At 48.4% G+C, this 14,456-nt stretch carries 10 protein-coding genes; 9 read left to right on the top strand and 1 reads right to left on the bottom strand.

The genetic code is table 11. From position 1 onward, the window contains the following. The first annotated feature begins 29 nt into the window (after window positions 1-29). Entirely contained in the window at window positions 30-1,955 is a 1,926-nt protein-coding gene (locus VSQ62_RS00555) for a heavy metal translocating P-type ATPase (RefSeq protein WP_334637536.1), read from the top strand. Window positions 1,956-2,107: 152 nt separating this feature from the next. Here VSQ62_RS00555 and VSQ62_RS00560 read toward each other — a convergent pair whose 3' ends face one another. Further along, on the bottom strand, window positions 2,108-4,081 hold the full coding sequence (locus VSQ62_RS00560) for a methyl-accepting chemotaxis protein (protein ID WP_334632608.1): 1,974 nt from the start codon (window positions 4,079-4,081) through the stop codon (window positions 2,108-2,110). A 251-nt stretch (window positions 4,082-4,332) separates the two neighbouring features. Between VSQ62_RS00560 and VSQ62_RS00565 the strand changes: the two genes are divergently transcribed. The 8 genes from VSQ62_RS00565 to VSQ62_RS00600 all read left to right on the top strand — a co-directional run bounded on the left by VSQ62_RS00565 (window position 4,333) and on the right by VSQ62_RS00600 (window position 14,397). Beyond that, window positions 4,333-5,484, top strand: a complete 1,152-nt coding sequence (locus tag VSQ62_RS00565; RefSeq protein WP_334632609.1) for an iron-containing alcohol dehydrogenase — start codon at window positions 4,333-4,335, stop codon at window positions 5,482-5,484. 180 nt (window positions 5,485-5,664) lie between these two features. Beyond that, window positions 5,665-6,492 (top strand): HAD family hydrolase, encoded by an 828-nt coding sequence (locus VSQ62_RS00570; protein WP_334632610.1) that lies wholly within the window; start codon window positions 5,665-5,667, stop codon window positions 6,490-6,492. A 50-nt stretch (window positions 6,493-6,542) separates the two neighbouring features. Next, window positions 6,543-7,484 carry an AEC family transporter gene (locus VSQ62_RS00575; RefSeq protein WP_334632611.1) on the top strand — a complete coding sequence of 314 codons (942 nt, stop codon included), beginning with the start codon at window positions 6,543-6,545 and terminating at the stop codon, window positions 7,482-7,484. A gap of 192 nt (window positions 7,485-7,676) precedes the next feature. Then, window positions 7,677-7,823 (top strand): hypothetical protein, encoded by a 147-nt coding sequence (locus tag VSQ62_RS00580; RefSeq protein ID WP_334632612.1) that lies wholly within the window; start codon window positions 7,677-7,679, stop codon window positions 7,821-7,823. Continuing rightward, a complete protein-coding gene (locus VSQ62_RS00585) occupies window positions 7,795-10,062 on the top strand; it encodes a M56 family metallopeptidase (protein ID WP_334632613.1) in 2,268 nt (755 codons plus the stop codon). The genes VSQ62_RS00580 and VSQ62_RS00585 overlap by 29 nt, the downstream gene beginning before the upstream one ends. A 145-nt stretch (window positions 10,063-10,207) precedes the next feature. Beyond that, window positions 10,208-12,076 carry a sensor histidine kinase gene (locus VSQ62_RS00590; protein WP_334632614.1) on the top strand — a complete coding sequence of 623 codons (1,869 nt, stop codon included), beginning with the start codon at window positions 10,208-10,210 and terminating at the stop codon, window positions 12,074-12,076. Continuing rightward, window positions 12,073-12,813 carry a response regulator transcription factor gene (locus VSQ62_RS00595; protein ID WP_334632615.1) on the top strand — a complete coding sequence of 247 codons (741 nt, stop codon included), beginning with the start codon at window positions 12,073-12,075 and terminating at the stop codon, window positions 12,811-12,813. The genes VSQ62_RS00590 and VSQ62_RS00595 overlap by 4 nt, the downstream gene beginning before the upstream one ends. A gap of 234 nt (window positions 12,814-13,047) precedes the next feature. Beyond that, window positions 13,048-14,397, top strand: a complete 1,350-nt coding sequence (locus tag VSQ62_RS00600) for an ABC transporter substrate-binding protein (protein WP_334632616.1) — start codon at window positions 13,048-13,050, stop codon at window positions 14,395-14,397. The last annotated feature ends 59 nt before the right edge of the window (window positions 14,398-14,456 follow it).

Here is a 14,456-nt window from a genome sequence, read left to right on the forward strand (position 1 = left end):
TTATTTTTGTCGGCAGCCGCAAGGATGGTATGACAAAAAAACAAAGGGTTATGATGATCCGTATTTTGATTAGCGCCGGAATCTTACTGGCACTCCAGTTTGTTTCTGCAGAGATGTTTGATACAGCTGACAGTTATTTATTTCCCTCCGCAGGAAGGTGGATTCGTTTTGCGTGCTATCTGATAAATTATTTTATCATCGGATATGACATTTTGAGAAAAGCGGCAAAAGGCATCAGAAACCGTCAGGTATTTGATGAAAGTTTTCTGATGGCAGTGGCTACGATTGGGGCGATGGCGCTTGCTATTTATGAGAACGGTGATTATCTGGAAGCGATTGCCGTTATGCTGTTTTACCAGATCGGGGAATGGTTCCAGGGCTATGCTGTGGGTAAGAGCCGCCGCAATATCAGTAATTTGATGGATATTCGCCCCGATTATGCAAATGTTGAGAGAAATGGGAAATTAGAGCAGGTTGATCCGGATGAGGTAGGGATTGGCAGCGTGATTGTTGTACAGCCGGGCGAGAAAGTGCCGATTGACGGAATAATTGTTGAGGGAGCTTCCAGTCTGAATACCAGCGCATTGACCGGGGAAAGTCTGCCCAGAGAGGCAAAAGCCGGTGATGAGGTAATCAGTGGATGTATCAGTATGACAGGGGTATTGAAGGTACAGACAACAAAGGAATTTGGAGAATCTACGGTTTCTAAGATTTTGGATTTGGTAGAAAATGCAAGCTCCCGCAAATCAAAATCAGAGGATTTTATCTCGAAGTTTGCAAAAATCTATACTCCGGCTGTCTGCTATGCAGCATTGGCGCTGGCATTCATTCCTCCTGTTGTCAGAATGCTTTTTATGGGACTGTCTGCGGACCCCGGTGTTTGGATTTACCGGGCATTGACATTCCTTGTTATCAGCTGCCCCTGTGCGCTTGTTATCAGTATTCCTTTGAGTTTCTTTGCAGGAATAGGAGGCGCAAGCAAAGAGGGCGTGCTGGTAAAGGGTTCCAACTATCTGGAAATTCTTTCGCAGACCAGGTATGTTGTTTTTGACAAAACCGGAACGATGACAAAGGGTGTCTTTGAAGTAAATGGTATTCATCACTCCACCATAGACAATGAGAAACTGCTGGAATATGCGGCTCTTGCAGAGAGCGCTTCTTCCCACCCGATCAGCAAGAGCTTACAGCGGGCATATGGAAAAGAGATTGACAGAACTCGTGTGGCAGATATACAGGAAATCAGCGGAAATGGCGTGACTGCAAAAGTAGACGGTATGGAGGTTGCCGCCGGTAATGACAAATTGATGAAGCATTTAAACATTCCTTATCAGGACTGTCATCAGACAGGTACGATTATTCACATGGCAATTAACGGGAAATATGCGGGACATATCGTAATTTCTGATATTATAAAGCCTCATTCTAAGGCGGCAATTGCGGAGTTAAAGAAAGCAGGAGTAGATAAGACCGTCATGCTGACTGGGGATGCAAAGAAAGTGGCAAATCAGGTTGCCGCATCACTTGGAATTGATGAGGTTTACAGTGAGCTTCTTCCGGCTGATAAGGTAGAAAAGGTAGAAGAACTATTGCGGGTGAAATCAGGCAAAGCAAAGCTGGCATTTGTTGGCGATGGTATCAATGATGCACCAGTGCTTTCCAGAGCGGATATTGGTATCGCTATGGGCGCAATGGGTTCAGACGCGGCAATCGAAGCGGCTGACATTGTTCTGATGGATGACGATCCGATCAAGATAGCAAAGGCAATCAAGATTTCAAGGAAATGTCTGCGGATTGTTTACCAGAATATTTCGATGGCACTTGTAGTGAAATTTGCCTGCCTTGCATTAGGAGCTGTGGGAATCGCAAATATGTATCTGGCTATTTTTGCGGATGTAGGAGTTATGATTCTTGCGGTACTGAATGCAATCCGCTGTCTGTTTGTGAAAAAACTGTGAGGTGCAAAACGGACGAATCCATTTCAGGACCGGGACGGCATGGCACAGTCATTATTTGGCAGCGTGCCTGCTGAAATGACGCTTACCTGTATGTGATTAGGGAAGCATATAGAAAAAGCCCGCAGAAGGCGGGCTCAGTCGATATATTTTCGTTAATTTCTGGCAAGTGTGAATTGATCTACAAGATGTTTCAGATTAGTTGCTTCAGCGGAAAGCTCTTGGCTGGCTGCCGCGCTTTCCTCGGCGGTAGCGCTGTTGCTCTGTACGACCGTGGAGATCTGAGAGATTCCCTCATTGACCTGCAGGACGGCTTCTGACTGTTCACTTGACACGGTAGAGATCTGGTCAATGGAACCTACCATGGACTGGATGTTCTCTACGACATCTGACAGAGCATCAGCCGTATGTCTTGCAATCTCGGTGCCTGTCTGCACTGCCTCTGTGGAATGTGTGATGAGCAGGGAAGTATTCTTGGAGGCTTCCGCGGACTTGCTGGCCAGGTTGCGGACTTCATCCGCTACAACGGCAAATCCCTTGCCTGCAACGCCTGCACGCGCAGCTTCTACGGCTGCGTTCAGCGCCAGAATATTGGTCTGGAATGCAATGTCTTCTATCGTCTTGATGATCTTGCCGATCTCGTCTGAACTGGAATGGATCTTCTCCATAGCGTTCATCAGTTCTTGCATCTGCTGGTTGCATACGGAGACGCCCTCGCCTGCATGGTGGGTCTGCTCGCGTACATCCCGCGCACTGTCCGCAGTATTCTTAACCTGGTTGGAGATCTCGCTGATACGGGCGGCGAGTTCTTCTACGGAACTGGCCTGTTCCACAGCGCCCTGGCTTAAGTTCTGCGCGCTTGAGGATACCTGGTTGCTTGCGCTTGACACTTGTTCTGCGGAAGTGTTGATCTGTCTGAGGATCTCGCTTAATTCTACCTTCAGGTTGCGCATAGAGTGCAGGATGCTCTGGAAATCACCCACATAGGCATCCCGGTGAGTGGATTGGATATCCAGGTTCTGGTTCGCCATCTCACCCAGAAGATAACCGATATCGTGGATGATGGTTGATAAGCCGTCTACCAGTTCGGCGGTAGATTGTGTCAGCATACCGGTCTCATCCTTGCTGACAACCTCCGGAACCGGAGATTCCAGATCGCCTTCTACCAACAGGCGCATACGGTCCGCGCAGGCCTTCATTGGCCGGCTTAAGCTGTTGGCCAGCTTCAAAGCGACGATAATGGATAACAGGATGGCAAGTACCATCATCACCAGATTAATGGTAATATCAAAATATGTAGTAGAGAGATAATCTGACTGCGGTGCAACGACGGCCACGCTCCAGCCGTCTGTGCCGGTAACCGGCGCGTAAGCGGCGAACATGCTCTTCTTGCCGTTCTTGTAATCTCCGAAACCGTTCTTACCCTCGCGCATGGCTGAATGGATGGCTGCCAGTTCCTTCAGAGAAGAGTCGCTCTCGGCTTCATTCTCGATATTCTGGACGGTTATGGTATCAAGAGTGGTGTCCGCGATGGTGTCGCCGGAACTGTTGATCATATATGCCCGGCTGTGTTCGCTGATAAGGATAGAGGAAACGATATCGTTCAGGAAGGTTTCGTGGGGAACGAAGTATACTACGCCTTCGATCTCGGCGCCCTGCTTCCCGTCCTTGTAAATAGGGGCTGCTACCATAATAGATAATTCGCCGGTTACCTTGCTGATTAATGGCTCTGATACATATACATTGCCCTGCATTGCCTGTTTTACATATTCACGGTCAGAATAATCGTTGCCGTCAAAGATGCTGATGCCGTCCGGGCCGACGATATTGCCGCGTTGGAGATCGTGCATGCTGACCCGTTCATCTATGATCGAGCGTTTTTCCTCCAGTGGAACGGTCTCATCGAGAAGCTGCGGTACACAGCCGGTATCCATGGCAACGTTCTTGTAGGCGGTTAGTTCCTGTTCAATACGTTCTGCCGCGAGAACTGCAGTCTCACTCATCATTTGATCCACAGTCGAAATGGTACTGTTGTAATTGAGCGTAATGCTGGATGCTCCCACAACAAGCTGTGTAGCCAGGACTGTCACCATAAGGCACAGGGTGATTTTTGTCCGAATGCTTTTCATGTTTCTTTACCTCCTAGTTTTTCATAAGTGAACTACTGTTATTATTATATGAATTTGTACTCTAGTTTGTCAACTGTATTCATTAAATGATGGAATTTTGTGGTAGCACGCAAAAATGCGTGCTATTTAAATGCACACGGCTATAAAAATTTGAAATACTTCTTGAAATATTCTTGTTTGCGTGCTATCATATATTAAAACAAAAACACACACAATAGCACGCATGGCATATATTTAAGGAGGAGAAGATTATGGCGAAGGAATTTATTGTACCAGGACAGATCATTACGGGGACGGGGGCCCTTGCTATGGCAGAGAGTACGCTGGCCCGGTTTGGAAGAAAAGCAATGATTGTAACGGACAAGGTTATGGTAGAATTGGGGAATTGTGCGAAGGTAGAGACGGCGCTTAAGAATCAGGGGATTGATTATAGCGTGTATTCTGAGATTGCGGGCGAACCAACAGATATCATGATCGAGAATGGATTGAAGCAGTACAGGGAAGAAGGCTGTGATTTCCTGATTGCCCTTGGCGGAGGAAGCCCGATTGATTCCATGAAGGCGATTGGTTCGCTGGTGAAGAACGGCGGGAATATCTCAGACTATATGGGGAAGGTTATTGATGTAGAGATGCCTCCGATGGCAGCGATTCCAACGACTGCGGGAACAGGCTCGGAAGCGACGCAGTTCACCATTATTACGGATACGAAGAAGGATGTCAAGATGCTGTTGAAAGGGAAATCTCTGATGCCGGCTCTTGCCGTCAGCGATCCGCAGTTTACGATGACGGCGCCGCCGAAGATCACGGCGGCAACCGGTCTGGATGCGCTCTGCCATGCGATCGAAGCCTATACTTCTAAGCAGGCGCAGACTTTGTCAGATACATTTGCCCTGTCAGCGGTAAGGCGTATCTTCAAGTTCCTTCCGGCGGCATTTCATGACGGGAAGAACGAAGAGGCGAGAACGGAGATGGCGGTAGCGGCGCTGGAGGCGGGCATTGCATTCAACAATGCGTCGGTTACATTGATCCATGGGATGAGCCGTCCGATCGGGGCCTTGTTCCATGTGGCTCATGGCCTGTCAAATGCCATGCTGATGAAGGAATGTCTGGGATTCGCCCTTAGCGGAGCTTATGAGCGGTTTGCGCAGCTTGGCAGGAGCATCGGAGCCGCGGGGAGGGATGATACGGATAAGGAAGCCGGCGAGAAGTTCCTGGCGGCTGTGACGGCGCTTACAAAGGAGCTTAAGACACCGACGCTTGAGGAGTTCGGCATCGAGCGGGAGGTGTTCTTCCGCGTGATCGGCAAGATGGCGAATGATGCGCTGGAGAGCGGAAGTCCTCAGAATACGCGCAGGGAGATCACGAAGGAGGATATTGAGCAGATGTACAGGAATCTGTGGTAAGAACAGAATATAGCTGTCAGAATGGATAGATATATGATATACTGTAAAAAATAAGGATGGCAGCGGCCCAGAGCGCAGGATTTACACAGGAGGAGATCGCCGCTATAGAAGAAATCTGCGGACGGGGATAGATCGGCGCCTGAGTTATCAGAACAGCAGACGGTCTGCAAGGAGGAGAAGATGAGTAAGACATTGTACGTATCCGATCTGGACGGTACATTATTGAACAGGCAGGATCGGATCAGTCCGGAGAGTATCAGGATCATCAATGATCTGGTGGCAGATGGGATGACATTTACCTATGCGACGGCGAGATCATTGTCTTCGGCGTCGGTGGTAACGAGAGGATTATCGGCGGATATTCCGGTGATCGTGTATAACGGGGCTTTTATTATCAACCCGGCTACGGGTGAACGGCTGTCTATGGAGAGCTTCCGGGAAGAAGAGATGGGACGGGTCATAGAGACCTTGAACCGGTTTGACTTAAGCCCTCTGGTCTATTCCTTTGTAGAGGGGGAAGAGAAGGTCTCCTGGATCACAGCGCGTGAGAATGAAGGGATGCGAAGATATCTGGATCTTAGGAAGGGAGACAGACGGCTCCGCCCGGTTTCGGACAGAGAAGAACTGTATCAGGGGGATATGTTTTATTTTACCTGCATCGGAGAGAAGGAAGAGCTGCAGCCGGTGTATGAGATCTTTGCGGGGGATGCTGGTTTTCGCTGTACCTTCCAGCAGGAGTTGTACAGGCCGGAGTATTGGTGTGAGATCATGCCGGCGAAGGCGACGAAGGCAGAAGCGATCAGGAAGCTTAAGGAGCTCCGGGGATGCAGTCGTGTGGTGTCTTTCGGGGATGCGGTCAATGATATCCCTATGTTTGAGATCTCTGATGAATGCTATGCGGTGGACAATGCGGTCGAGGAGCTTAAGGCGATCGCGGATGGAGTGATCGAGAGTAATGAGGAGGACGGCGTGGCGAAGTGGCTTATGCAGCACGTACGGTCATGTTGATGACCTGCGGTGTCTGACGCGGTTCCTTGTCTGACGGGGGTTTAGAGATTATGGAATATTTTATGCTGGCAGTATCGGTGGTGCTGCCGCTTTTTGTATATATGCTGGTGGGCGTGCTGATCAAGCATCTTGGGATACTTGGGGAGGAGAATCTCAAGGCGGTGAACCGGATGATATTCAATATCATGATTCCGCTGGCGTTATTCTTCAGTGTGTACAGGGCGGACCTTAAGAGCGCGGTGAAACCAGGGCTGTACGTCTATGTGTGGGTCAGCGTGATCGCGGTCTTTGGACTGGTATGGGTATTCTTAAGGAGATGTAGGCTGGACGGGGCGGTTACCGCAACTATGGTACAGGGGATGTTCAGAAGTAATTTCGTGTTGTTCGGCGTGACGATCGCGGCATCCCTCTGCGATGAGAGAGGGGTGGCGTCTATTGCGGCGCTGTCGGCGATCGTTGTCCCGACATTCAATATACTAACGGTGATCCTGTTCGAGACTGCCCGCGGCGGGAAGGTGCCGGTCAGGAAGCTTCTGATCGGGATATTTATGAATCCGCTGGTGGGTGCAGGCGTCCTGGGGATCGCAGTCGGGCTTCTGGAGATCAGGATTCCGGAGCTTGTGGCGGAACCGCTGGAGAAGCTTGGAGAGGCAGCAACGCCGCTTGCGCTGGTGGTGCTTGGGGGTCTGCTGTCTGCGAAAAGTATCTCCGGGCACAGATATCATCTGGCGGTTGCCGCTCTGGCGAAGCTTGTGGTGATACCCTTTGTTACGGTATGTCTGGGGATTCTTGCGGGTTTCCGGGGAAATGATCTGGTGGCGGTCCTGGCAGTGTTCGCGTCGCCGACTGCAGTGGCGTCGACGCCGATGGCGCAGGCGATGGGCGGAGACGGGAAGCTTGCGGGGGAGATCGTTGCGGTTACTTCCGTGGGGTGTATTCTGACCATGTTCCTGTGGGTGTTCGTATTGGCGGGGGTGGGGTATATCGCCTGACGGTATATGTATTAAAAAGGCTGACAGCTTATTGCTGCCGGCCTTTTTTGGGCTTGACAGAATGGGTCTATTGATATAGACTAGTAAGTAAGAACAGGTCTATGTCAATAGATCGAGACATTTAGATGGAACGGTAAGTTGGACAAGAAGTGAAGATGAAGGGGGAAGTGGATATGGCAGATCTGAGACTATGTGACAGTGAATATTCCGAAGTTTGTGGCGGCTTTCCAGGGGAACCGGAAGATATCTGAGAAAGAGGCGAAGGAGATAAAGGCAATGATTGATTCCCATAAGGAAAGAGGTGTGAAGGATGAGCGGAATATTTTTGATGGTTTGTAATATGTCGGTGACGGCTGTGTTCGTAATTGTGTTGGTTTTGCTGGCAAGACGGCTTCTTGTGAAAGCGCCGAGAAGCTTCTCATACTGCCTGTGGATTCTTGTTGCGATCCGTCTGATCTGTCCGTATTCATTTTCCAGTGCGGTCAGTATCTTTAATCTGGATCTGTTCAGAGGATATATGACCGGGAATCAGGGAATGTGGACCGGACAGGAAGAGTTGTCAGAATTGCTGTCTTTCGGCGGATCAGGGGAGGAAGATAAGGCTGCTGACGGTCAGGCTGTCCGTGAGGCGGACCGTATGCGGGGAACAGAGAGTATGTCAGGGGCAGAGAGTACACTGGAGACGGAAGAAGCGGCCGGAATAAAGAATATGTCAGGAGCAGAAGGAGAGACGGCAAGTCTGACAGACGGAGGATCGGATTGGGGAGGAACAGGCATAGAAGTTCTGACAAGCCTGTGGCTCCTGGGGATCGCAGGTTTCTGGGGATTCCAGATATATTCATACCACAGACTCAAAAAGAGTGTTGCTATGGCGTATTGTTTTGAGAAAGGGATCTATGAATGTGAGAACCTTGAGGTTCCGTTTGTTATGGGGGTATTCAGGGCGAATATCTATCTGCCGCTTGAGATCACAGAAGATGAGAGACGCCATATCCTTCTCCACGAGCAGAACCATATCCGGCGGCGTGATTATCAGGTGAAGCTTCTGGCAGCCCTTATTCTCTCTGTATATTGGTTTCATCCGCTTGTCTGGTTGTCATATCATCTGATGTGTGAGGATATGGAGATGAGCTGTGACGAGAGGGCCGTATGGGGAATGAGCAGCAGGGAGAAGGAAGACTACTGCCGTACGCTCTTGAAGTTTGCGTCAAGAGATGCCGGATTGAGCAGACTGGCGGCCGGACAGCCGGCATTCGGGGATTCGTCCGTCAAGCAACGGATCAGAAACATCCTGGATTTCAAGAGCCCTAAGAAGCGAGCCGTGGTTCTGGGCGCTGCTCTGTGTATAGTAGTTGCGCTTATGACTTTGGCGAACGGCAGGCAGAGATTGCAGATACAGTGTGTGAAACCGCCCGGAACAGGTGAGATTGAATATGAGTTCAGGCTAGATCAGGATATTAAGAGCTGTCTGATCTATAAGGAATATTATCATCAGGGAGAGATGAAGAGCTATGAGGTTGTCAGAGCCGGGAACCTTGCAAAGGCAGGTGTGGATAAGAAGGGGAAGATGTTCGTAGATGTGCAGCGGCATCTTCCGGAAGGGAATGTCGCATTCATGCACAGGTTTGAGGGTGAAGATGCATATGTAAGAAATGATAATTCATGGGAAATGCTTGGATACTATGGCTATCAGGGAATGGCAGAGAATTATTATCTGGAAAATCAGGCCCGGTGGCAGGATATTGAAGCGGAACAGAATATAACATTGGCAGCGTGGCATCTCCAGGCCTGGCAAGACATGGTGGAAGGTCTGCCCTGTCAGGAATTCATGGATGCTGAGACGAAAAAAGCCGCTTTGGAGAAGAACGCCGGAGAGGTCCTGTACTATATGGTATTTTCGGAGAAGGATGCAGAGGAGCTGGAGGCGGAATATGCGGTGTCTCCGTATGCCAAAGCACTGTATGAGGCTAAGAATCCATATATTGGAGATGCACCGGCTGATGAGAGACTGCTGGAGAGAATCGGAGTATTCCCGGATAGGAAACGAACGATGGAACTTGAGACGGAAGAAGAGCCGTACGTGCTCAAGATTCATTTCGAAGAGCCGGTGCAGGATGAACCGAGTTTTCATAAGAAGATGGAGAAGAATGCAATCCTGCTTCTGTGTCTGATCGATAATGCAGGCGGGGTGGAGTGGACATATCCTGCAGGAGAAGGACAGAGGCGGTTCGGCTGTGACAGAGAGCGGGCGGCAAAGCTGATGGGACTTGAGAAGGCGGAGGATATCGGGAGATTTGCAGAGTCGGAGAACGGTGTGCAGGAACTGCTGACAGAGTATTTGGGGTTCATTGATCCGGAGATTACGGCGAACAGTATCGGTCTTGGAGTCGAAGGGGCATATATGTCGCCGGAAGGGCAGCCTTATCAATATAGTATGTATGTTGTCGGGCGTCTGCCGGGGGAGAGATATGACCAGGTGTTCCAGGTGCTGGCCGATGAGAAGGACATTACAATAGAGGATGTGGCGGAAGCGCTCTTGAAGGGAGGGGCTTCTAAGAAGATGTATGTGCTGCAATAAGATTATATAAAAGAAAGCTTCGGTAGACGTTTGGCCTGCCGGAGCTTTCTTTATTTGTTGATCATATGTGGATAAAAAAAGAACAGTTTGCTATAATGAATATAACTATTAACCCAAATGCGTCATGGAAAGAAAGATAATACATATGGAAACCAAAGAAAAGAAAGAGATTCGGGCATATCGGTATATAAGAGCACTGTGGAATTACAAATCATCACATATGTGGTGTTCTTTTGCGACGGCGATTCTGCTCTCGGTGTTTCTGCTGTTTTTTATCACGATGTGGTATATGAAGGAGCGATATTATTCTTATCTGGTAGAGACGACCTACTCAACGGAGAGAGCTTTGCTTATGTCCGTCGATAAGAATATAGAGAATCAGATGGAGACTTATGTGAATTATGGTTCCGGTATTTCTATTGACCATGAGATTGGACAGATGATAGAAAACGGGATCGGCAGTGAAGGGGAGATCAGCGCGTCTGAGCGGAAGAGTGTGAAGGATACATTGAGAAGGGCGATCAAGGTATCCAATTCTATCGCGGGAATTGCGCTGATATCCAAAGACGGGGTGTTGTTCCAGTATGACAGGATAGAGATGAATATATCCGGAGCCAGGGAGATCTGGGATGAAGAAAGTGAGGATATCATCGGAGAGACATTTTGTAAGGTGCAGGAGATGGCAGCAGGCCATGCGGTTCCGCGTTATGAGATCATTACGCAGCCGTTTGTACACCCCAACGATAAGAGCAAAGGACTGATCCATATCGCATTTCCACTGAAAAATAATTACAGCTATGAAAAGATGCGGTATATGCTGGTTCTTACCTTTAACAACCAGCCAATGAATACACTTTTAAAGCAACTGAATCAAAACCAGAAGGAATATATACAGGCCTATATTGAGGACAGTCAGGGAAAGATACTGATGCATACCGGCGGCAGTGGCTACCTGGGTAAAACATGTGACGGAGAGAAAGAGAGCCGGATAACGGATCTAACGGTGGATATTGGGGCTTATGGATGGACATTGCATGCAGCGATCGATGAGGATGTTCTCGAAGAAGAGGTAAATGAGATGTATGACAGGATGGTGCTGATTTTCATAGCGGCTATTGTGCTGATCATGTTCTTGCTGTTCATGGTTACGAACCAGATCTTAAGACCGGTTAAGATCATCAGCAGTTCGATTTCCAGGGTTAAGGCGGGTGATACAAGAGAGCAGCTCCGTATCGAGGGAACGAATGAGATTTGGCAGCTTGCGCAGGAGTACAATGAGATGGTACAGGCGATCAGAACGGCGAGCTTTGAGGTGGAGGAGGAGCATTGCCGTGTGATTGAGTCCATGAAGATGAAGCAGTTAGCGGAACGGGAAGCGCTGGAATCGCAGATTAATGCGCATTTTATCTGCAATACACTGAATGTCATCAATTATGAAGCGATCGACAGCGGAAATTATAAGATCTCCGTACTATTGAAAAAGCTGTCGAATATCCTGCGGTATACCTTCGACCAGAAGCATCAGAATGTATATATGTTCCAGGAGATATCCTGGATAGAGCAGTATCTGTTCCTTCAAAAAGAACGGATGGAAGGGATGTTTGATTATCAGATAGAATTTGATTCGGACTATGATAACTGGCCGTGCCGAAAGCTGATGCTGCAGCCTTTTGTGGAGAATTCCATACTCCATGGGTTCGAGGGAAGAATCTCCGGGGGGATGATTCGGATTACCGGCAGAGGTTATAAAGAGTTTCTGGAGATCGCCGTTGAAGACAACGGATGCGGCATGGACAGAGAAAGAAGCACTATTATACAGGAGATATTGGAGAACCCGCTGATTGCCAAAAGTAAAGAAGTAGGGATTGGGATATCAAATGTAGTTACAAGAATGCAGATGTATTATGGAAAAGAGTTTAAAGTATCATTAGATACAGAGGAGGGAGAAGGGACGAGATTCGTATTTTTGCTTCCGATGCCCTCATCTGCAAGTATGGAGGAGAGAAATGTATGAGGATTTTGATTGCGGAAGATGAACAGCGTGCCAGAAGAGGACTTAAGAATCTGATTATGTCGATCTCGGGCGAGTATGAGATCGTTGCGGAGGTACCGGACGGGAAGCAGGCTCTGGAGATTATGCAGATCGTAAAGCCGGATGTGGTATTTACAGATCTCAAGATGCCGTATATGGGCGGCTTGGAGCTGATTAAGGCGGCGAAGGCCGCCGAGATCAAAGCAAAATTCGTGATCGTAAGCGCCTATGAGGAATTCGAGGTGGCTCGGCAGGCGATCAGTCTGGGCGTCTATGAGTATCTTGTGAAACCGATCATGATCGAAGAGGTGAAGGAGCTGATGGAGCGGCTGGAAGATGAGAAGACCGGGGATCACAGTACCTGTACAGGGAGTCTTAAAGAACAATATCCCAATGCCCACCCCCTTGTGCGGAAGTCGTTAAGCTTTATAGAGTCAGGATATGCGTCAAAGATCAGCCAGAAAGAATTGGCTGAGAGCCTGGGAGTTTCGCAGGAGTATCTCTGCTATCTTTTCAATAAAGATGTGGGAATGAATTTTTCGCGGTTTGTCAGGACTTACCGGATTGATCTGGCGAAGAAGCTTCTGCTGTCTCAGGCAGTTCCAAGGGAAGAGATTCCGTACAAGGTGGGATTTTCAGATTCCAAGTATTTCAACAAAGTGTTTCGCGAGATTGAAGGAATCAGTGTGGCAGAGTTTTTGAGAGAGAATGAAAAATAATTACAAAAGAACCAAACAGTGATAAAAAAGATGATGTGGATTCGGCAATATTGTGATATAGAACCGATAATATCATCTTTTTTTGTATAAAATGATGGAAATATCTTAAAAAAATCCCCTAATCTTAAAAATGTAGCCTAAAAAATCCCTCCAAATCTTAAAAAATATGGTTACATATGCAAAATAAAATAAATATAATAATTCATATCAAAAATGCGAGGAGGATTAATTATTATGAAAAAGCGAATTCAGAAACTTACCGCATTGTTACTGTTCGGAAGCCTGACAGTCAGTCTTCTGACAGGATGCGGCGGCGGGAACAGTGGGTCATCAGGCGGTGACGGCAGTTCTTCTTCAGAAGAGAGCAGCGAATCATCAGGCGGTGCAGGAGAGGTGACGCTGTGGCATTACTTTGAACATGAGGCTCCGGATCTGGAAGCGATTGTGGAGAAGTATAATGAGGAGCAGGATAAGATACATATTACTGCAACCTATGTATCCAGAGAGGAATTGATGAACCAGTATACGATCGGCGCCGTATCCGGTGAGCTGCCGGATATCGGTATGGTGGATTCCCCGGATATGGCCTCTTATGTTTCTCTGGGAGTATTCGAGGATATTACGGATGATGTGGGATCTTGGGAGGATCTGGATCAGTTCTACCCCGGACCGCTTCTTAGCTGTCAGGATGCGGACGGCAAATATTACGGGCTGCCGAACAATTCCAACTGTCTGACGCTGGCATGTAATATGGACATACTGAAGAAAGCTGGATTCAATGAACCGCCGACAACATGGGATGAGTTCAGGAAAGTATGTGAGAAGACAACTAATGCGTCTGACGGTGTATATGGATTTGCGATGTGCGCCATCGGAACAGAAGAGGGAACCTTCCAACTTCTGCCGTGGATCTGTTCTGCGGGCGGCAATATCGACACGCTTGACAGTCCCGAATCCATCAAGGGGATTCAGTTCCTGACAGACCTGGTACAGGACGGCTTGATGAGTAAAGAGGTTATTAACTGGCAGCAGTCGGAGGCTTATAACTCTTTCTGTGCAGGAAAAGCGGCGATGCTGGAATCCGGTACATGGCAGCTGGCCGACATTGATGAGAAGATTAACGGAACCTTTGAATATCAGTATGCTCTGCTTCCGAAGGATGAAGAGTATTCTTCTACGATCGGCGGAGAGAACTTTGGCGTCTGCACAGGAACCGAATACAGGGATGAATGTGTTGATTTCCTGAAATATCTTATGAACGCTCAGAATAATGCGGATTTTACTGCTGCGGCAGCGAAACTTCCGGTTCGTAAAGATGCAGTCAGTCTGAATGAGCTGTTTACAACGGATGAGAGATACGCGGTATTTAATGAAGGCATGAATTATGCAAGGGCACGCGGACCTCATGCACAGTGGCCGACACTTTCCGAGGCATTCTACACAGCAGTACAGCAGTCCTTACTGGGCGAAAAATCTGCGGAAGATGCGATGAAGGATGCTGCGGCTACGATTGATCCGATCGTAGCGGAAGACCCGCTTCCGGAAGCATCCATAGGCGGCGGAGTTGCGGATGATGTAAATTAGCGTATATACACCTCGGAATCCGTTCGAATCTGAGATTCCGGGGTGTTTTATTTCACGGT

The sequence above is a fragment of the Sporofaciens sp. JLR.KK001 genome (assembly GCF_036941055.1).
Lineage (GTDB): Bacteria > Bacillota > Clostridia > Lachnospirales > Lachnospiraceae > Sporofaciens.